Raw genomic sequence first — 21436 nt, 5'->3', positions numbered from 1 at the left:
AGTTTCATTACCTAATAAGCTATTTTCATGCTTTACTTTGTAAAAGGCACCAAAGTTATCCTTTGGTGCCTTCAATATTTATTAATACATTCTATAATCTTCTATTGCGCTTTAATATATTTAATATGCTTGTATTATTGGTTATAACTCTTGGTATCTTTATCTGATTTTTAGATATTCCTTTATTGAATAAGTATTGTTTAACTGAATTAAATGTCTTGGGTGCTAGGATTATAACCTTTACCTTTCCTAATCTATTAGTATTTCTTGCTCTATCATAAGCTAAATTAGAATTTTTAATTTCCTTATCTAGTTTTTCTTCTATCAATCTCACAGTAGAAATAGAAATGTCATTCTTAAACTCACAGTAGAAAATATATCTTCCAGGTGTAATAGAATTATCAGGTAATGTTGTATAATCAACCAAACTTAAGTTTAAATATTTCATTGTTTTTTTTATTGAATTTGTTATATGTTCTTCATTAGTCTTTTCAGATACCATATTAAGCAGCTGGTTTTTTCTACATACAAATTCAACCTCTGGACAGCCGTTATAAAATCCTACCACTTTAATGATATCTCCTATTCTATATCTATAAAACCCTGCATAATTAGTAACTACTATTTCATATTTTTCACCCAATCTAATCTCATCTAAGCTTAAGGTATCTCCGCTTTCTGTTTCCCCATCCTTAACATGAATGAATTCATAAAAAGCTGTATCTGGGACAATTACATATCTTATTTTATCCGCATATGGATTAATTCCAATCATAGCTTCACTGGCTGCATAAACAGGAGAATATATAGGTACTGAGTCTGTATAATGATTTACCTTATCATCATATATAGAAAAGTTTGCTCCTGTTACTGTCGCTATATATGATAGCCTTGGCCATATTCTCTTAGCTATTCCTTCAAATCCTATTTTAAACTCTTTTTCCAATTCATCCGCTCTAGTAGAATTAGGAGCAATAAGCTTATTTAATTTCTCAATAATAGTTTTATCTATATTTAAATTATTATTTATACGACCTTTTCTTATATCACTTACTAAGTCTTGATGTTTCTCTTCTAAAATTCTTAGTAAGTCTAATATATTTGAAATAAAAATTCCATTTATATACGAAAGTCTAGATTCTTCTAATGCAAATAATAAATGTAAGTAATAAGCAGTTTCCTTATCTTTTATTTCCATAACTTCTATTGGTGAAGTATATAAAAATGGCAACAAAGATTTTATATTCTTAAAGCCCCCAGAAGTTGCTGAACAAATAGGTAGTCCTCCTTGAGTATAAGTGGTCATCACTATATCAGCTATCATTAACCCTTTATTTAACTTCCAAGTATCTTTAAAATTATTATAAGTAAATTTATTAATAAGTAAGGCCATATACTTTGCTGCAACTTTCCTACTACTTTTAGTACAGGGGATTAATTTTTGTTTACCTGTAGTTCCTGATGTATGACTAAAATATACTACATCTTCACTAATCAAAACATTCTTTTCACCCTCTGCCATTCTATTTATATATCCCTCATAATCTTTGTATTCACTTAATTTAACTTTATCCTTAAATTCTTTTATAGTCATAATTTCATTAAAATTATGACTAACTCCAAATTCACTTTTAGAATTGTTTTTTAATATTTTAAATAACAATTCATTGTTCACCTTACTGTAATTTTTCGTATTTGAGTTGAATTTCTTTTCAACTATTCCTCCACCTTGTAGCATCATTTTATATATCACTTTGCTTATTATACTCGTAATAAAACACTCCCCTAGATTTTTCCATAATCAATATATGAAAAATCTAGAAGAAGTGCCTATAGGTACTAATAAATATTGTATTTTTTTATCTTTAGCATAGGTTTAAATATTTTTGAATATTACATTGTCAATTATTCATTAACAGAAAATATTTTTTTAAATTCCTAACCCACTTCTTATCATTCTCTCAGTAAGGTCTAAATAATCCCCATTATATTTTATGCTTCCTTTAGCTAATAATATTGATATTCCATGAACCATACTCCACATAGTTAAGACTCTTTCAGTATACTCACTCTCATCTATATTAATTTCTTTTAAGTATCTTTCAGCAGAATTTTTAAATACTTCAAAAGTACTTCCCTCATAAGAGTTAAACTTATTTTCTTCAATCTTTATTGGTGTAGTATTTCCCCATAAAAACATGAAATTTAAGTATTCTGGATTTTCAACCATAAATTTTACATAGGCTTTTCCCATTTCGAGGATTTCTTCTTTAGGTGAAAATTTATACTTATGCGTAGATTCTGATAACGCCATATTAAAACTTTTCCAAACCTTTTTGATAATCTCTTCTATTAGTTCTTCTTTATCTTTAAAATGCTTATAAGGCGCAGTATGACTAACTCCACACATACTAGCAACCTTTCTTAAAGAGAATTTCTCAAATCCCTCCCTATTTAACAATAACAATCCTTTATCTATAAGCTCTTGCTTTAAATCTCCATGATGATAATTTTCTCTATTCATATTTTCCTCCTAGAAATAAAAAATATTTCTTTATTAAATTATATCATTATATGTTGACAGTGTAAACTTACCGACATATAATGGAATAAAGTTTACACCGTAAACATAGTTTTTTAAGGGGGATTAATAAATGAAACTAATAGTTTTAAACGGAAGTCCAAAAGGTGATATAAGCGTTACTATGCAGTATATCAAACACATTCAAAAGAAATTTCCTAAACATGAGCTTAAAATAATTAATATTGCACAGCAGATAAATAAGCTTGAAAAAGACTTGAACTTTTTTGGGGAAATTATAGATGAAATAAATTTTAGCGATGGAGTGATTTGGGCATTTCCACTTTATTATCACTTAGTTGCATCCCAATATAAAAGATTTATTGAATTAATTTTTGAAAGAGAAGTCACTAATTCTTTTAAAGGTAAATACGCCTGCGCCTTAGCTACATCCATTCACTTTCAAGATCATACTGCAATAAACTATATAAACGCTATTTGCGATGACCTAGACATGAACTTTGTAGATTATTTATCTTTGCATATGGATGATTTAGAAAAAGAAAGCAGTAGAAAACTCATTTTAACCTTTTATGAAAATTACTTTAATGCAATTAATAATAAATTTACTACAACTAAAAACTACTCTAAATTATCATATAATCCAATAGAATATAAAGGTGAAGCTAATTTTAGCAAAATTAATACTTCTAATAAAAAGTTAACTCTAATAACTGACTCTCTTGAAAATAGCAATCTATCAAATATGATTAATACTTTTAGCTCTTTTTTTATAGATGATATAGAAATAATTAATATTCAGGAAATAGATATAAAAGGTGGCTGCTTAGGTTGTATAAAATGTGGATATAACTATGAGTGTGTTTATACTGGAAAAGATGAATTTATAGGTTTTTATAATGATAAAATTAGAAATTCAGATATTATAATTTTTTGTGGAAATATTAAAGACAGATATTTATCTTCTCTATGGAAAAGATTTTTTGATAGAAGCTTCTTTAATACCCATACACCAAGTATTACAGGTAAACAGATTGGATTTATAATATCAGGTCCATTAACTCAAATACCTAATCTAAAACAAATATTTGAGTCTTATACCCAATGGCAGAGAGCAAATCTAGTAGATTTTGTTACTGATGAATATTCTTCTATAAATGAAATAGATAATCAGCTTTATGCTTTAGCTTCAAAAGCTATAAACTTATCATTAGCTAATTTTATTAAACCCTCAACTTTCCTTGGTGTTGGAGGTACGAAGATTTTTAGAGATGATATTTACGGTAAACTTAGATTTCCTTTTTTAGCAGATTATAAGGCTTATAAGAAATTAGGAATATTTGATTTTTCACATAATTCTCTTAAATATAAAATAATGAGTACAATATTTTTAATAATGACTAAGTTTCCTAAGATAAAAAATGAAATATATTCAAATCAAATAAAACCCGGTATGATTCAAAATTTAAAGAAAATTGCCGAAGATCCAAATATATAAGAAAAAGTTGCCAGTAATAAATAATCACTGGCAACCTTTTATTTTTCAATAACGTATATCATATTAGGATATATTTTCCTTAATACTTCATCTGAATAATGTTTATCTAAATATTTATCAAGAAAAGATACCGCTTGTATTCCTTCACGTCTTTCAGTTTGCCTCTCTACTACCAAACCTGAAATACCTGTATTAAATATCATAAATATAAATAATACCCATGTTAAAGAAACTCCTATTCTATTTGGGATTTTTTCGATTAGATTTGATAAAACTGGATATATTTGTTTTACCCATATTAGCGCTAATATTCCCCAGAAAAAACAATACAATAAACTAATTCTTCCATTTAAATTAAAATTCATCTGACTATATTCCCAGGAAACTGTTCCAAATATCTTTTCTTGCACCCAACTGCATAAGTACTCATAGACTCCCCCAACTAACATTCCTCCAACAAATACCCACAAATCACGTTTATTATATAACCAATATAAACTCAAAGTTATTATAACAGCTCCAAAGCCATATACAAGATTAAAGGGTCCATATATAAGACCACTTCTGCTCTCAATTCTAAAGCGTGTTATAATGCACCAAATAGTTTCAATAACCACTCCTAAAATACATCCTATAAAAAAAATCCAAAAAATTTTGTAGCAGTTTAATCCACTAGCAAAAGATTTATTTGTTTTTTCTAAAGAATTTTTATTATCTTCTATCATCCTACCTTTCTCCTTTAAAATTTCTCTTCCTTCTACTTATATGTATTTATCTGCTTATATACCATTATTTTTTTAATAATCTTCTCAAATCCCCTTTCTCATTCACAATGTATAATTTTAAGCTATATACTTTCTCATGCATTAAAAAACTTAGAAATGAGAAGATAATAGCATTATTTACTAATAAAACTCATGACTATTCAACTATATATAGTATTTCAATTTTTGCATTCCACAATATATTGTGTGAAAATATATTAATGAAGTTTTTATTTGAAGGAGATTTGTTTTATGAATGACTTATATAAACTAATAACTAGATATTTTACTAAAGAATTAGAGACTACTAATAAGAGTGTTTATGATCTTTTTAAATGGAAGAGCGTAGCTGTTCATATTGTAGACTATAAAACTAATAAAACTATTTTTTCCAGAGAAGATTTAGAATTTCCTGACTTTTATTCACAAAATGCATGTAATATTATAGCAAGTAAATATTTTAGACAAAGTGGTGTTCCAAACTCTCTTGGCTATGAAAGAAGCATGAAGGAAATAACTCATAGATTAGTTAACTTTTGGACTACTTACGCTTTAGAACAAGGACTTATAAATAAAAAAAACTCTCAAATATTTTATGATGAACTTGCTTTTGCTCTCTTAAATCAAATGTGGGCTCCTAACTCACCTCAATGGTTTAATACTGGATTAAAACTCTCTTATAATATAAGTAAGGAAGCTGAGGGACATTTTTATTATGATGAAGAATTAGGTAAAACTCTTCAATCAAAAGATGCATACACTAGGACTCAAGGTTCTGCATGTTTTATAAACAAAATTGAAGATAAGTTGCTAGGCCCTGGTTCTATTACAGATTTAATAACTACTGAAACTAGACTTTTCAAACTTGGTTCTGGTACAGGTACCAATTTCTCAAACATAAGAGCATTAGATGAACCTTTATCTGGTGGTGGCAAATCCTCAGGCCTAATGTCTTTCTTAAAGGTACTTGATAGAAATGCAGGTGCTATAAAATCTGGCGGAACTACTAGAAGAGCTGCAAAAATGGTTTGTTTAGATTATGACCATCCAGAGATAATGGATTTTATAACTTGGAAATCAAGAGAAGAACAAAAAGTAAGAGATTTAGGTAAGATGGGGTATGACATAGGTTTTGAAGGAGAAGCATATGAAACTGTTTCTGGTCAAAACGCTAATAATTCTGTACGTTTTTCAGATGAATTTATGAAAAAGGCTACCACTAATTCTGATGAAACTATTCTTCTTAAAGGAAGAAAAACTGATGCTGTTAATAGAGTAATCTCAGTAAAAGAATTGTGGGATAGCTTTAATGAAAGTTCTTGGAATTGTGCAGATCCAGCTCCCCAATTTGATGATACAATAAATGCATGGCACACTTGCCCTGCTGGAGAAGATGGTCTATATGATGCTAAACACAACAGAATCAATGCATCAAATCCTTGTTCTGAATATCATTTCCTTGATGATACCGCATGTAACCTAGCAAGTATAAACATAAGAAAATTTTACGATGAACATAAGAAAGCCTTTGATTTAGATGCTTTAACACATCTAACTGCATTAATTCAAGTTGTTTTAGATACCACAATTTATCAAGGTCAATTTCCTACAGAAGAAATTGCAAGAAAATCCTTTATGTTTAGGACCACTGGTCTAGGTATTGCTAATACTGGCTCAACTTTAATGGCTATGGCAATTCCTTATGATAGTGAAGAAGGAAGAACAATTTCTGCAGCTTTAATGGGAATTGTTACTGGATATTCTTATTATGTTTCTTCACTTATGGCTGAGAAAATTGGTACTTTTCCGAAGTTTGATATTAATAAGGAATATATGTTAAAAGTAATTAGAAATCACTCAAGAGCCGCAGGTGCTTTATCTGGTGCTTTTGAAGATTTAAATTATACTCCAATTAAAGTTAACCATAAAGTTTTAAATGAGCTTTCTCTAAACAATTTATCTGAAACCTTAAAAACTTCTTGGAACTTAGCTTATTCACATGGAAGTGAAGTTGGGTTTAGAAATGCTCAAGTAACAGTAATAGCTCCTACAGGTACCATTGCTTTAGCAATGGATTGTGATACTACTTCCATAGAGCCTTTTTTCTCACATATAGTATGGAAAAATCTAAGCGGTGGTGGTTACATGAAACTTGTTAACTCCACTATTAAAACTGCTTTAGGAAGCTTAAATTATAGCGGTGCAGAAATTTCATCTATAGTATCATATATAGATGAAAGTGGCAAAATAGAAGGAGCTCCTTATTTAAATAAAAATCATTATTCAATTTTTGACACTGCAAATAAGTCTTCTGGAGGATATAGATTTATCTCTCCTATGGGCCATGTCAAAATGGTTGCTGCTTTAACTCCCTTTGTTTCTGGAGCTATTTCTAAAACTGTAAATCTTCCTAATGATGCTACTATAGAAGATTTTAAAGAGGTTCATGAAGAAGCCTGGAAACTTGGAGTAAAATGTATAGCACTATACAGAGATGGTTCAAAGGTTTCACAACCACTTAATGTATCATTAGATGGTACCACTAAGTCTCTTGAATCTATGAATTATAAAGAACTATTAGATTATGCTAAGTCTCTTGAAAATAAGATTAAAAATATACCTTCTAAAATAGATATTTCAAGTGAACTCATCCCAGAAGGTCATCATAAGGTAAAATGCAATAATTGTGGAAGTGAACAAATAGTTCCTAATGGAACTTGCTCCTTATGCTTAGTTTGTGGTTCTACAAGTGGTTGTAGCTAAAATAGAAAAGGACTGCTGAAAATAAAACAGCTAGTCCTTTCTATTTGTATATTAAAAATCAGTTATTTTTTTAAATTTATATCCTTTAGTTTCAAGTAACTTAACTACTCTATGTAAAGTTGACTCTTCTGAGTATGTATAAGTTGGATATCCAGTATCATCTTTAGTAATCTTTATATCTTCAAACTCTATATTAGGATGATAGAAAAAAGACGCCATAACATCAGCTGGTAATTTGTTGATTTTGTTAAGCATGTTATCTGTATCTTGTTTACCATCTATACAATCTAAGTAAGCTGGTATATATTTTGCAGTTCTAGTTTCATTTTTTGCACTTACTATATATTTTGACCCATCTTTTTTAGGCTGATATATATAATCAAACTCTTTTTCTATAACTCTAAAATTATCATCTGATCCAGCATAATGACCAGTCTCAAAAAAATATGGCTTGATATCTAATTTTTTTGCAGTATCACATGCTGCTTTAATTCTCTCTTCTGTAAATTCTTTAGTATAAGATTTTGGGTCCTTTGGATTTGCAAATTCTTTCCCTTCAATACTAGCATCATCTCCTGCTTGATGAGTATATCCATGAAGTCCTATAAGTCCACCTCTGTCCTCAAAATAATCTAAAGTAAATAAAAAGTCTGAATAATACATATTATTTTCTTTAGTTAAATCATTATCTTCATTTCTTTTAGGATCCATATATCTTGGAACCCAAGCAACATGAAATGGTATTCCCTCAGAGTACATATAATCTGATACAATTCTTAATTTCTCCAAAGTTTCTTCATTTACGTATCTATAATTTTTACTAACTCCAATATCTTCTATTCTTATAAGTGCTGTTTTAGGTGCATCACCAACTTCTTTTTTATCAATCTTTTCTCTATTATTAAAGAAAGTGATAGTTTTATTATCAAAACTCCAATCAGTTTTAAGATTTAAAATCTTAGTAAAGTCAAACATTGATATGTAAACTATGTCTTCAGAAATCATTAATTTTTTCTTTAAATTCTGAGTTTTATCATTAATTGTAAAATTGTTATCTTTAGTGTTTATGCTTATCTCATTCCCATTTAAAGATATTTTAATTATATCTCCTTCTTTAGTTATCTTTCCTTCCAATCTTTCTACTATCTCAGTTAATGGAAGGTAATACCTATTGTTCTCAACATAAACAGGCAAAGTTGTATCTAAGTTTTTCCCTTCAAACTTAATTTTAATATCATCTTTATTTAAAGATAACTCTTTAAAACTACTGTAATCGAATTTTTTTTCTTCGTTAACATCAGCTGGTCCATTTCCTGAAACTGCTACTGTCTTGCTTGTACATCCATAAACTCCAGTTAGTAAAACTAACAACATCAAAATACCAACTGATATTTTTTTTATCGCATTACTTTTCATTTTCGTCCCCCCGTAATATAAGTTACCTACCCATAATACTACACAATATACACTTTTTGTATAATATTAACTAAATTTAAGATAAATATAATAATTATTTAACCATTATTTAACTTATTACTTTTCATTGAAATATATTTGTACCCTGTATTCACTTAGCTTACTATTTAGAACTTTCCTTTAACTCTTTTCATATATTAAAAAGTGAATACAAAGGAAGGTGATAAACATGTCTGTGATTTTATCTGCAATGCTATTTGCCTTATATTCAAATCTTGATAACTTAGTTATAGGCATAGCTTATGGTATAAAAAAGATAAATATAAAAATATTTTCTAATCTTATAATAGCTTTTATAACTTCTACAGGAACATTTTTAGCAATGTCCATAGGATTTTATATAACTAATTTTCTACCACACAATATAGCTAATGCTCTAGGCTCTTTATTAATTATTTTCTTAGGGGGATATTTTATATATAAAAGTGAAAGCAACCTTATAAATAACAGCAAAAGCAATGATCTAGCTTTAAAAGATATAGATGACATGATTGAATATGCAAAAAAAACTGATTTAGATAACTCTGGAGACATAAACATGAGAGAATCTCTTTTAATTTCTTTTGGTTTGGCACTTAATAACTTAGGTTCAGGAGTTGCTGCTAGTGTAACTGGAATTAGCATTTCGTTAACCGTAATCTTTACCTTTATATTAAGCATTTTTACTATTATTATAGGACAATATTTAGGAAATAGTTTCTTAGGAAAGCTATTAGGAAGATATGCGCCTTTATTATCTGGATTTTTATTAATTATACTTGGCATTTTAGAATTAATTAACTAAATATATAAACAAGAGGCTGCTAAAATTTGAGCAGCCTCTTGTTTATATATTAATTTTATATTCTTTAAGTTCTTCTCTCAAGTTGTTCGGACTCTTAAAAACTATGCCATTAATTCCAAAAACTTTAGATGCTTCTACATTTTCTAATGTATCATCTATAAATATTGTCTCTTCTGGGATTATATTATATCTTTTAATTAACCTTATATATATTTCTTCCTCTGGCTTTATTACATTTTCTTTATATGAAATAACACCACCATGAAAATAATTAAAAAATGGATATCTTTTAGTTACATTTTCATAAGCTAATAAATGAAAATTTGATAGAACATATAAATTATAGCCAGCATTACTCATCTCTTCTAATACCTTTACGGTTCCATCTATAGGAGTTAATATATCATACCAATTATCCATGGCTAATTTAATAAGTTCAGAATTCCCCTTACTTCTTTCACATAGGACTCTTACTGCTTCTTCCTCAGTTATAGTTCCCCTATCTAACATAAGCCACTCTTCACTTTTAAATATTTCATTAAATATCTCTTTACATTTAACACTATCTTCTATTCCCTTAGCTTTTAAATAGTCTAAAGGATTAAAATCTAGTAATACATTACCTAAATCAAATACTATATTCTTAATCATTCCATCCTCCTGCATAATTTTATGATATTTTAATTATAAATTATATTTGCAATTAATGTAATAGGAGTTTTATATTAACTCAATATAACTTTGAATGTTATATAATGCCTCTGAAGCTTGCTCAAAAAATTTATTGCATAGAAAATCTAATAATTCTAATCAGATCCTTAAATTCATCACATACTTTTTTAGTTGTCAAGTACCTTTCCAAAGACTTTATTTCTATGAATAAAGCTTTGTATATATCCTGTTATATAATAAAATGTTATATATTAATCTTTTTATAAGAGAGGTCTATCAATGAATAAATCAATCATACTAGGAATATTATCATCATTCTTTTTTGCCTTTACCTTTGTACTAAATCGTCAAATGGATATTGCAGGAGGCAGCTGGATTTGGAGCGCCTCTTTAAGATATTTTTTTATGTTTTTTATTTTATTAGTTTATATGATTCTAAAAAACCAGCTTATTAATGTAATAAATTCTATAAAGAAATCTCCTGTTTCATGGTTTGTTTGGAGTACCATTGGTTTTGGTTTATTTTATGCTCCCTTATGTTTTGCTTCATCTTATGGAGCATCATGGTTGGTTGCTGGTACTTGGCAAATTACTATAATTGCAGGGCCCCTGCTATCCCCTATGTTTTTTAAAAAACTTGAAAAGAAATCTAGAATACCTAAAAAATCTATAATGAATTCAACAATTATTCTTGTTGGAATATTTATAATGCAATTTCAAGAAGCCAAAAATATTTCTTTTCTAAATGCGCTCATAATAACCGTAGCTGTATTAATTGCAGCATTCTCCTATCCATTGGGTAATCGTAAGATGATGGAGATTTGTGATAATAAGCTTACTACTCTAGAAAGAATATTTGGAATGACTTTATGTAGTCTCCCTTTTTGGATAGTTTTATCTCTAATGGGGTTATCTTATATAGGCCCACCAAGCTCTAATCAAATAGCTCAATCATTAATTGTTGCAGTTTTTTCTGGAATAATAGCTACAACCCTATTTTTTAAAGCTACAGAGTTAGTAAAGACAAACCCACTAAAACTATCTATAGTAGAATCTACACAAGCAGGAGAGATTTTATTTACTCTTTTAATGGGTGTTATACTATTTAAAGATAACCTTCCTTCTTTCTTAGGTTTCATAGGTTTATCTCTTGTCATTATAGGTATGATTTTAAATAGTTTTTGTAGTTAATATAAATAAAAGGTTCTACAAACCTCATAAGCTTGTAGAACCTTTTATATCTCTATCTATTTTCTTTTTGTCCCAACATAAGAGCCTACTCCTCCTGCTACATTAACAACATTAAATCCTTTGCTAGCTAAATTGCTACAGGCTCTTGAACTTCTTCCTCCAGATTGACATACTATATAATATTCCTTATTCTTATCTAAATATCTTTCTGGCTCATTTAAAAGTTTCCCCATAGGTATATTCTTAGCGCTTCTAATACTTCCAGCTTTATATTCATATTCTTCCCTTATATCAATTAATTCAACTTTCCCTATAACATTATCAATATCATTTACATTTATTACTTTTCCAGTATTTCTTCTTAATAGATTAAACATTTTTATTTCCTCCTTCAAACTCACTTAAATTCTTAAGAACTATTATTTTCCCTCTTTCTAACTTAATGTATCCTTGTCTCTCCATAACTTTAAGCTTCCTACTTACCACTTCTCTTACAGAGTCAATCTCAAATGCCAATTGACTATGGGTTGCATATACAACCTTACTATTTCTATCAATGATAAATTTTATAATCCTGCTTTCTAAAGATTCATGCATTCTCTCTTCTTTGTTTTCTATTATTGAGCTGAACTTTTTATATAAATCTTCATACATATACATCAAAAATCCATTGCTACTTATGAGATATTTTTTAACTACGTCAAAAGGAATAATGCAGATTTCTGAATCTTGAATAGCTTTTCCTGATATATTTAAAGAATTAAGTGTTGATAAACAACTTAAGGCTTCATGACAAAACTCTCCTTGTTTTATGTTATAGAGATTTGTTTCTTCCCCATCTTTATTAATCTTTTGAATCTTTATCATTCCTTTTATTACAAATACTACTCCTTGGCAGGAAGATTCATTGCTAGATATATACTCATCTGAATATAAAGTTTTAAAAGTTGCTCTTGAAGCTATTATTCCATTATTATCTTTATCTATTTTTTCGAGAACTGGATATACATTATATAATTCTTTAATATTCATTTGATAAATCTCCCTTTTCTTTTCTATATTCTAATTATATAAAGAAATCAAAAAAAATTAAGTGACTTGGTCACACAAGTATAAAAAAAGTCCCTAAGAAGTTTATATTCAACACTTCTTAGGGAAAATATCTGCAAAATCATTAACTTTTTAATTCTTTAACACTATCAAGAGCTTCTTTTAGATGTTTTCTTATTTCCTCAAGATCATACTTGGATGCCTTACTACTCTTGCTAGATTTATTATTAGTTTTATCTATATTCATATTGCTCTCCTCCTTGATCTAAATTAAGTAACATAGTTTTTTATTACTTATTACTAAGTATATCATAACCTTTATCATTTATCAAGTTTTATTATCAATTAATTTTCTTCTCTATTGATAATAAATATCTGTTGAGCTTAATATTTAGCACTATAAACATTAAATTCATTCTCTTTATAATATTATATTTAAATTAAGTGTTAATATTTCACACTAAGTTCTTTTTATTGTACAAGCTGAAAACTTTCCATACTCTTTAAATCCAAGTTTTTTGTAGCAATTTATTGCACTTACATTATTATTCTTAACATTAAGTCCAATAAAATTTATTTTATTTTTTAAGCTTCTTACAAGTTCATTTACTACATTTTCTGCATAACCTCTATTTCTATAATCAGGATTGGTAGTAACATGGGCTATGGCAGCGACTTGCATCTCCTCTGAATAAGCATGTATTCCAGCAAAGCTAATTAGTTTTTCCCTATTATATATACCAAAGTTCTCATTTAATTTTATAAGATCATCATCTAACCATGCTTCTGGGTAACTGTTTAAAATCAGTTCCTTTATATCATCTAAATTATTACTTCCTAATCTAACAACGTCTGTAGAAGTAATTTCTTTCATACTTACATTATTATCTATTCCCATGTTTATATACTCTTCATATTCTAAAACATCACAATCATTAAATACTTTATCTATAGTAACTTTATCAATATGCGTATAGAATTCTTTTGGGAGAAAGTTTTTTATACTTTTAATTAATTCTACTGAATAATTACTATCATCAAAACTTGCAGCTAATAAAACTGGAATTCCATAATTAATATTTAGCATTGCTATATCTTTCAGTTCCTTATTTTCAAAAAGACCATAACATATAACATTTCCCCAATTACTCTTATCAATATTATTGAACTGATAAATATAATTAAATCTAGTTTTTTCTTTTAAAAAATTATATACTATTTCCCTCTCATGAATAATTTTAATCTCCATATACTCTCCCCCTAATTATATAATCTAAAGCCTTATCTTTAATTAACATATTTAAATTTCTCTTTAATATTAAGCCACTAATCTTAACACTTCATCCATTAATATATTTTCCATTACATATATTGTATAATAAATTATGTCAATGCGTATATTAAAATTGAAATAACTTCAGTAAAGGAGAAAACATGAAACTAGAAAAGATAACAAATAAAATAGCTTTTACAGATGAATCATTTACTAAAAGAATTATTTTTAAAGAAGATAAAATATTAAACTTTGTTCTTAATTTTAAACCTGGTCAAGGTGTTCCACCTCATAATCATGAACAAAGCGATTTGTTAGTTCATGTTTTAGCAGGTGATGGAGAAATGACTGTAGATGGCAGCCTACATAATATAACTGAAGGAGATGTTATACACTGCTATGGAAAAGAAGTTTTTAGTTTAAAAAATACAGGAACTAAAGACATGTCACTATTTATAGTACTTACACCTAATCCATCTTCTCCATATTCAAAGGAAGTTTAAAAGAACTATCCTTTTGAGATTAGCTTCTCATAAGGATAGTTCTTTTTTAAGTTCATTCTCTTCTATTTTAGTTAAGTGTCTCCACTTTCCCATTTCTATACCATCTATCTTCAAATTCATTATTCTTACTCTTTCAAGGATTTCAACATTGTAGCCAAAAGCTTTACTCATTCTTCTTATCTGTCTATTAAGCCCTTGGGTTAAGATAATTCTAAATGTATCATCACTCACTCTTGTAACTTTGCAGGGTTTTGTTTTAATATTTAATATTTCAACTCCACCAGACATTCCTTCTATAAAACTATCATCAAAGGATTTATCTAAGGTCACTATGTACTCTTTTTCATGTTCATTATCTGAATTTAATATTTTATTTGCTAGTTCACCATCATTTGTCATTAAAATTAATCCTTGAGATTCCTTGTCCAATCTTCCTACAGGAAATATATATTCCGGATAACCCATGTAAGATACTATATTTCCTTCTACTTCCCTTGCAGCAGTACAAGTAATTCCTACAGGTTTGTTTAATAATATATATACTTTATTTTTACTCACTAACGGTTTATTATCTACCAAAATTACATCAGTTTCTTCTACCCATTGACCTGGTATGCAGAGTTTTCCGTTTACTGTTACTCTCTTTTCTTCTATAAGCCGATTAGTTTCCTTCCTAGAGCAGTGTCCCATATTACTAAAAAACTTATTTATTCTCATGGTACCTCATTCTCCATTCTATATTTTTTACATTTGTGCACTTATGTTTTTATGTTTTTATGTTTCTATGTTCCTATGCTTTTATGTTTTTATGTTCCTGTGTTCTTATGTTCCTATGCTTTTATGTTCCTATGCTTTTATGTTCCTATGTTTCTATGCAGGAAGCCTCAATTAATGGTTAAAAAAGAGGTCACCACAAACTAATTTGCGATAACCTCTATCTATTAAATTTCCATTATTACAGTTAATATAATAGGATTTCTTTTTGTTCTAGTATATAAAAATTGTCCTAGAGAGTATCTTATATTGGATTTAATTACATATAAATCAGTAATCTTCTTCTCCATACATTTATCTATTTCAGCTCTTACTACCTTAGTAGCTTCATGGAGTAAGTTACCAGATTCCTTTACATATATAAATCCTCTTGTAACTATATCTGGACCAGATAAAATATTCATAGACTCTGTATCTATAGTTAAAACTACTGTTAATATCCCATCTTGAGCTAAATGTTTTCTATCTCTTAAAACTACATTTCCTACGTCACCAATTCCTAATCCATCTACCATAACAGCGCCAGTTTGGACATTAGGTCCTTTTTTAGCTTCTCTTCTAGTTAATTCTAAAGAATCACCTGTTTCTAATATAAATATATTGTTAGGATCCATTCCCAAACTTTCAGCTAACATCCCATGTTTCTTTAAATGTCTATATTCTCCATGAACAGGCATAAAGAACTTAGGTTTAATTAAATTATGAATTAATTTTAAATCCTCTTGACATGCATGCCCTGAAACGTGAACTTCTTCTATGTCATCATAAATTACTTTTGCGCCTTTTTTAAATAATTCATCTATACTTTTAGATATATATTTTTTATTTCCTGGAATAGGTGAAGCTGAAACAATTACTAAGTCACCTTCTTGAATAGTTATCTTTCTATGGGTAGCAGATGCTATTCTTGAAAGAGCTGACATTGGCTCCCCTTGACTTCCTGTAGTTATAATAGTTATTTTCTCTGGTGGATATTTATTTATGTCATCTAAGCTTATAAGGAAGTCTTCTGGTATATGCATGTAACCTAATTCAATAGCTATAGTTGAATTTTTCTCCATACTTCTTCCACTAAAAGCAACTTTTCTTCCATAATGAAGAGAGGAATTAATTATTTGTTGAAGTCTATCTAAGTTTGATGCAAAAGATGCTACTATAACTCTTCCTTTAGCTTCTCCAAACATTCTAGTTAAGTTTTCACCTATTATTTTTTCTGAAACTGTATATCCTGGACGTTCAACATTAGTACTTTCAGCCATTAGTAAAAGAACTTTTTGGCTACCAAGCTTTGCAAAACGTTCAAAATTAACACCCTCTCCATAAGTAGGAGTATAATCTATCTTGAAGTCTCCTGTATGGAATATAACCCCTTCTGGAGTCTTAATAGCTAATGCACAAGCATCTGCTATACTATGACAGGTTCTTATAAATTCAACAGAAAAATGTTCTGTTTTAACTTCCTCTCCTGCATTTACTTCATTTAAAGTACAATCAGAAAGTATATTATGTTCTGTAAGTTTACTTTTTACTAATGCTAAGGTTAATCTAGTTCCATAAACAGGTACGTTTAACTGTTTCAATATATATGGAAGAGCACCTATATGATCTTCATGACCATGAGTTAACACTATTCCTTTAACCATTTCTTTTCTATTTAAAAGGTAAGTTATATCTGGAATTACTAAATCTACACCATACATTTCAACATCTGGAAATGCTACACCACAATCTATAACTATGATTTCATCATCATATTCTACAGCTGTTATGTTTTTCCCGATTTCACCTAATCCACCTAAGGGTATTATCTTTACTTTTTTCTTACTTTTAGCTTTGTTTTTGTTATTCATTTAATCTCCAATCCAGCAAGAACTCAATCTTTCCTTGCTTCTACATAAAAATATAAGTCCGAAAACAGTATTACAATTTTAACCGAAACTATTCTGAACAATAAATCAATAAATACAAACCAATAACTCAATAATATTTATTAGTTTTATAAATATATTATTAATTTATAGCATAAAAATAATTCTATATTCGTATTACTGTACTTACAACCTAGGCTCATTATATATTATCTGCCCTATATTAGCAAGTTTAGTCAAAATTATTTGAAAAAATTAAGAGTACAAAGATTTATATCTCTTCATACTCTTTTTCATTACCTATTATTTAATCAATTTTATCTTTATATCTTCCCCATTATAATTTTTCACTATGAAAACCAAATCATTTAAATCATCAAATGTTGATATATTAAATTCAACAGTATAAGTTGAAATACCCCTATAATCTGTATTACGGAACATAAAATCCGCATTATTTATGCTCCCATTAATAGAAACTAAGGAAATCCCTTCTTCTCTTATAATATCTGTATTAGGAGGGGTAGTAAATTTTATTACAGAACCTGTAGGGCTTGATTCAGCGCTAATTATCTTCACTTCATCATTAATATTTTCATATCTAAACACTATCTTATTTTCGTCTTTAAATTTACTATCTATGTCAAAATCAATATTCCACAATCCATCAATTTTTTCTACATCTTCTTCAGACTTTACATTTAAGTGATCTGCATATAGTATTTTTTCAATACAAATATTCATTTTATTTAATGTAGGAATATCTACATCTATTGAATTTAATACAAAATCATATCTTAAAGTACCCTCATCATCATTTAAAACCTCATAATTCCAATTAGTTATTTTTCCTCCCTGTATAACTTGTTTATTAGCATCTTCTTGACTAGACATCTTTCCGTATATAATTTTTCCATTCTCATCTTCTATTTTCAAATCTAAATTTATTAACTTTATATTATTAATTAATTTTTTATCTTCAAACTTGATTTTAAATGATAAGGCCAATTTTCGCTTATCTAAAACTACATCTGTTAATTCAATTTTAACCCCGTTATCATAAGCAACTTTCTCATCTAATTTCTGAACATAGTTGTTTTCAACTGCTTTTTTAATATCTTTGTTGTTCTCAAATATTTTTGAACTTATAGCTGCGATTACAGGTCGTCCCAAAAACAAAACTACAAGTATAGTCCCAATAGAAGCTGCTATCATCCACTTTTTCCTTCTTGGCTTTTTGTTTTTAATTCTACTTAAAACCTCAGTAGTAATTTGATTTATATCTTTATCATTAAGTTCTAAATCGCTTAACTCATTTTCATTTATATTTATATCATTAAGAAGCACTAAAATATCATCTTCGTTTAAATGTGATTTCATTCTATTACCTCCTTTTTATAACATTTTATTTTTTCAGTAAGAGAGTTTCTTGTCCTCCAAAGCCTATTATAAACAGCTCCCTTAGATAAATTTAAATTTTTACTAATCTCTTCTATACTTTCTTCATATATATTTTTTCTAATAAATATTTCTTTATCTATAGGTTTTTCATCGTTGAGGAACCCTAATACCTCTTTAACATTTTCTTTATCTATAAAATCTCTCTCAATGTCGATAGGTGCTTTTAAAGCTTCTTTATCTAACTCTACATTCTCTAAGCTCTTACAAGCCCTCTTATAATCTATTGCTTTGTATTTACTTACTGTTAGTAGCCAATTCTTAAAAGAGGCTTTTTCCGGATTATATAGCTTATATTTATTCCAAACAAGCATATATACATCACCAATACACTCTTTTGCCAGTTCTCTATTATCGCTACCTAAAACATTTATAACTACTTTAAAAATCAAGTTAGCATACTTCTGAATTATATACTCTAAGGCTTCACTATTTCTCTTGTCCAATTCTTCTATAAGATTGTCCTCTTTAATAACCATATTTAACTCCTTTCTTATATGTCTTCATAAATATATACGGAGTAACTTTCATTAATTTCACAAAAAAATACAGACTTCTAATCTGTATTTTTATATTATATATTCACTTTTTAAGATAAAATAAGTTTATCAAACCTTTTGTCATTCACAATTTCATGAGTTAGAAACTTTCCATTATAAAACAAGCTATAAATTATAAATGGCGACGGATTTTCTTTCCCTTGCTCTCTATTGTTAATTTTTATTATTTCTATAGGTATATTGCTTTTATCTGCTAATTCTTTAAGTACTTTTGCGTAATGCTCTGTAAAAGGACAAAAGTTTGAGTAATATAAACATAAACCTTTATCACCTTTAGGTATAGCTTTTTTAACTGAATCATTAAAGTTTGGACTTTCTACATCCCTTTTATTTTTATATACTAAGAGTTCAAAATATGGATCTGCTCTATCACAAACCTCAAACCCCTGCTTTATAAAAAATCTTTTATCAGCCATGTATGATTTCTTTTTAGAACTTGTTAATACAACAATTCCATTCATTTTTTCAGCTGCCTTAAAACATTCATCTAAAAGTTTCTTACCGTATCCCTTTCCAGCATGCATACCTGCTACCCAAAAGCAGTTAATAATCATATAATTATCTGCATTTATAGGAAGCCAAGATATCTCTGATGGGCAATACTCAATAAATACTTTATGCTTTACATCAAACTTTTTGAAGCTGTATCCTTTGTCTATCTCTTTCTTTAATAGCTCTTTTTTCTTCTCGTAACCTTCTCTGCACTTTTTATCAGAAATAGCACAACAAATATGTTCATTGTCTATATTGTTTTTATTTAATGTTATAATCTCCATTTTATTAATCTCCTTTTTAGATATTACCCTTATAGTAACATTCTATTATAGACAACTACATGTCATATTCGTCTTGATAAGCTACTATTTTGATATTATTTCAATACCATCATCTGTTATCAAAAGCATGTGCTCCCACTGAGCTGAAAGCGAGCCATCTACAGTTCTAGCAGTCCAACCATCTTTTTCATCTATATAAGCTCTATAGTCACCTGTATTTATCATAGGCTCAATAGTTATCATCATTCCTGGAGTTAAAACCATTCCTTGACCTTTTTTCCCGAAATGAGGTATAAAAGGTTCTTCTTGAAATTTAGTTCCTACACCATGTCCACCAAAATCCCTAACTACTGAATATCCTCTACTTTCAGCGTACTCTTGTATAGCCGCACCAATATCACCTACAAAACCCCAAGGTTTAACTACTTCTATACCTTTATATAGACATTCTCTACACACTTCAACTAAGTTTCTGGCTTCTTCACTTACTTCTCCAATCATAAACATTCTTGAAGCGTCAGAATAATATCCATTTAGTATAGTTGATACATCTATATTTACAATATCACCATTTTTAAGCACTTCATTTTTACTTGGTATTCCATGACATATTACATCATTTATTGATGTACAAACACTTTTAGGAAATCCTCCATAATTAAGTGGTGCAGGTATAGCACCTTTTGAAACGGTAAATTCATAAACTAGTTTATCTATTTCTTCTGTAGTAATACCCTCTTTAACTTTATCACTTATATAATCTAGTAGTGCATTATTAATTTCTGCACTCTTTTTTATTTCCTCAATTTGTTCTTTATTTTTTATGAGATTTCGTGTTGGAATTATATGTCCTTTATCCTTAAGACTCTCTAGCTTTTCATCAAAATTCATATGACATTTTTTATATTTTACTCCACTACCACACCAACAACTATCGTTTCTACCAATACTCATTTATTATTCTCCTTAATTTAATCTTTTTATCTTAATATTGTAGTAACACAAATATAGTTGTGTTACTCTATCTTTTTCTTATTTCTATATTTTCTTACTATATAGATTAGAAAATCACAAATCCCCATTCCTAAAGACATGAAAAGTGCGGTCTCCATACTCATATCTAGCCACTTCCAAAAATATGCTAATGTACTGAGAAATAGAAATGAAAATATATATTTTACAAAAATCTCCTTTATTGATCCACTCATACTTTTCTCCTTTTAGAGATAAACCTCTCTGAAATATCTAGTATTACCTTGCTTAATAAACATATAAAACAAATTAAATTGTATTTACTTTCTCGACTCGTCATATATGCTATTGCAAACACCATCGCTTCTACTGCAAATATACTGGCTATCATTTGAATCTTGCTTCCTTTAATTCTTTTCTTTGCTATATATAAAAGAAAAATTAGAATCATAATTGCTATTAACCACACCAACGCTATCACTCCTAAAAATATCCATATTTACTTATAAATA

Annotated in this window: 22 protein-coding genes; 5 read left to right on the top strand and 17 right to left on the bottom strand. The window is 28.4% G+C overall.

The features are described 5' to 3' along the window. Nucleotides 1–91: 91 nt before the first annotated feature. A complete protein-coding gene (locus tag P8F83_RS03905) occupies nt 92–1741 on the bottom strand; it encodes a GH3 auxin-responsive promoter family protein (protein WP_326514816.1) in 1650 nt (549 codons plus the stop codon). A 189-nt stretch (nt 1742–1930) separates the two neighbouring features. Next, nucleotides 1931–2524 carry a TetR/AcrR family transcriptional regulator gene (locus P8F83_RS03900; protein ID WP_326513551.1) on the bottom strand — a complete coding sequence of 198 codons (594 nt, stop codon included), beginning with the start codon at nt 2522–2524 and terminating at the stop codon, nt 1931–1933. A gap of 130 nt (nt 2525–2654) precedes the next feature. On the opposite strand from P8F83_RS03900, the gene P8F83_RS03895 reads away from it, so the two are divergent. After that, entirely contained in the window at nt 2655–4040 is a 1386-nt protein-coding gene (locus tag P8F83_RS03895; protein WP_326513550.1) for an NAD(P)H-dependent oxidoreductase, read from the top strand. 38 nt (nt 4041–4078) lie between these two features. Here P8F83_RS03895 and P8F83_RS03890 read toward each other — a convergent pair whose 3' ends face one another. Further along, complete coding sequence (locus P8F83_RS03890; RefSeq protein WP_238904170.1) at nt 4079–4765, bottom strand: putative ABC transporter permease; 687 nt, start codon at nt 4763–4765, stop codon at nt 4079–4081. 291 nt (nt 4766–5056) lie between these two features. Here P8F83_RS03890 and P8F83_RS03885 point away from each other — a divergent pair, with 291 nt between their 5' ends. Beyond that, on the top strand, nt 5057–7567 hold the full coding sequence (locus P8F83_RS03885) for a vitamin B12-dependent ribonucleotide reductase (RefSeq protein ID WP_326513549.1): 2511 nt from the start codon (nt 5057–5059) through the stop codon (nt 7565–7567). A gap of 51 nt (nt 7568–7618) precedes the next feature. Here P8F83_RS03885 and P8F83_RS03880 read toward each other — a convergent pair whose 3' ends face one another. Next, nucleotides 7619–8983, bottom strand: a complete 1365-nt coding sequence (locus tag P8F83_RS03880) for a DUF2334 domain-containing protein (RefSeq protein ID WP_326513548.1) — start codon at nt 8981–8983, stop codon at nt 7619–7621. Nucleotides 8984–9212: 229 nt separating this feature from the next. On the opposite strand from P8F83_RS03880, the gene P8F83_RS03875 reads away from it, so the two are divergent. After that, nucleotides 9213–9827 (top strand): manganese efflux pump, encoded by a 615-nt coding sequence (locus P8F83_RS03875; RefSeq protein ID WP_238904164.1) that lies wholly within the window; start codon nt 9213–9215, stop codon nt 9825–9827. 42 nt (nt 9828–9869) lie between these two features. Here P8F83_RS03875 and P8F83_RS03870 read toward each other — a convergent pair whose 3' ends face one another. Next, entirely contained in the window at nt 9870–10478 is a 609-nt protein-coding gene (locus tag P8F83_RS03870) for an HAD family hydrolase (protein WP_326513547.1), read from the bottom strand. A gap of 300 nt (nt 10479–10778) precedes the next feature. Here P8F83_RS03870 and P8F83_RS03865 point away from each other — a divergent pair, with 300 nt between their 5' ends. After that, nucleotides 10779–11690, top strand: a complete 912-nt coding sequence (locus P8F83_RS03865) for a DMT family transporter (protein WP_326513546.1) — start codon at nt 10779–10781, stop codon at nt 11688–11690. Between the two features lie 56 nt (nt 11691–11746). Here the strand turns inward: P8F83_RS03865 and P8F83_RS03860 are convergent, their stop codons facing one another. From P8F83_RS03860 to P8F83_RS03845, 4 genes are all read right to left on the bottom strand, one after another. After that, nucleotides 11747–12067: a rhodanese-like domain-containing protein gene (locus P8F83_RS03860; RefSeq protein ID WP_073016974.1), complete on the bottom strand. Its 321-nt coding sequence runs from the start codon at nt 12065–12067 to the stop codon at nt 11747–11749. Further along, the gene (locus P8F83_RS03855) at nt 12060–12722 is read right to left on the bottom strand and encodes a Crp/Fnr family transcriptional regulator (protein ID WP_326513545.1); all 663 of its coding nucleotides are present in this window, start codon (nt 12720–12722) and stop codon (nt 12060–12062) included. The genes P8F83_RS03860 and P8F83_RS03855 overlap by 8 nt, the downstream gene beginning before the upstream one ends. A 142-nt stretch (nt 12723–12864) precedes the next feature. Then, nucleotides 12865–12987 (bottom strand): hypothetical protein, encoded by a 123-nt coding sequence (locus P8F83_RS03850; protein ID WP_275299572.1) that lies wholly within the window; start codon nt 12985–12987, stop codon nt 12865–12867. 213 nt (nt 12988–13200) lie between these two features. Next, entirely contained in the window at nt 13201–13989 is a 789-nt protein-coding gene (locus P8F83_RS03845) for a GNAT family N-acetyltransferase (protein ID WP_326513544.1), read from the bottom strand. 185 nt (nt 13990–14174) lie between these two features. Between P8F83_RS03845 and P8F83_RS03840 the strand changes: the two genes are divergently transcribed. Next, nucleotides 14175–14516, top strand: coding sequence for a cupin domain-containing protein (locus P8F83_RS03840; protein ID WP_326513543.1), 342 nt, complete (start codon nt 14175–14177; stop codon nt 14514–14516). A 27-nt stretch (nt 14517–14543) separates the two neighbouring features. Here the strand turns inward: P8F83_RS03840 and P8F83_RS03835 are convergent, their stop codons facing one another. The 8 genes from P8F83_RS03835 to P8F83_RS03800 form a co-directional block, all read right to left on the bottom strand. Further along, the gene (locus tag P8F83_RS03835) at nt 14544–15233 is read right to left on the bottom strand and encodes a 23S rRNA pseudouridine(2604) synthase RluF (RefSeq protein WP_326513542.1); all 690 of its coding nucleotides are present in this window, start codon (nt 15231–15233) and stop codon (nt 14544–14546) included. A gap of 224 nt (nt 15234–15457) precedes the next feature. Then, complete coding sequence (locus P8F83_RS03830) at nt 15458–17140, bottom strand: ribonuclease J (protein ID WP_073016987.1); 1683 nt, start codon at nt 17138–17140, stop codon at nt 15458–15460. A gap of 321 nt (nt 17141–17461) precedes the next feature. Continuing rightward, nucleotides 17462–18538, bottom strand: coding sequence for a DUF4179 domain-containing protein (locus P8F83_RS03825; protein WP_326513541.1), 1077 nt, complete (start codon nt 18536–18538; stop codon nt 17462–17464). Further along, the gene (locus P8F83_RS03820) at nt 18535–19095 is read right to left on the bottom strand and encodes a sigma-70 family RNA polymerase sigma factor (protein WP_326513540.1); all 561 of its coding nucleotides are present in this window, start codon (nt 19093–19095) and stop codon (nt 18535–18537) included. The genes P8F83_RS03825 and P8F83_RS03820 overlap by 4 nt, the downstream gene beginning before the upstream one ends. 110 nt (nt 19096–19205) lie before the next feature. Then, nucleotides 19206–19952 (bottom strand): N-acetyltransferase, encoded by a 747-nt coding sequence (locus tag P8F83_RS03815; protein WP_326513539.1) that lies wholly within the window; start codon nt 19950–19952, stop codon nt 19206–19208. Between the two features lie 84 nt (nt 19953–20036). Beyond that, nucleotides 20037–20906 (bottom strand): methionyl aminopeptidase, encoded by an 870-nt coding sequence (locus P8F83_RS03810; RefSeq protein ID WP_326513538.1) that lies wholly within the window; start codon nt 20904–20906, stop codon nt 20037–20039. A 62-nt stretch (nt 20907–20968) separates the two neighbouring features. Then, a complete protein-coding gene (locus P8F83_RS03805) occupies nt 20969–21160 on the bottom strand; it encodes a hypothetical protein (RefSeq protein ID WP_238904142.1) in 192 nt (63 codons plus the stop codon). Beyond that, on the bottom strand, nt 21157–21375 hold the full coding sequence (locus P8F83_RS03800) for a hypothetical protein (protein WP_326513537.1): 219 nt from the start codon (nt 21373–21375) through the stop codon (nt 21157–21159). The genes P8F83_RS03805 and P8F83_RS03800 overlap by 4 nt, the downstream gene beginning before the upstream one ends. Nucleotides 21376–21436 lie beyond the last annotated feature (61 nt).

Origin of the sequence: Clostridium intestinale (genome assembly GCF_035905475.1) — a bacterium.
In the GTDB taxonomy this organism is placed as follows: Bacteria; Bacillota; Clostridia; order Clostridiales; family Clostridiaceae; genus Clostridium_T; species Clostridium_T intestinale.
Note: the sequence above shows the minus strand (reverse complement) of the source record. Positions and strands in the feature narration are given on the sequence as shown.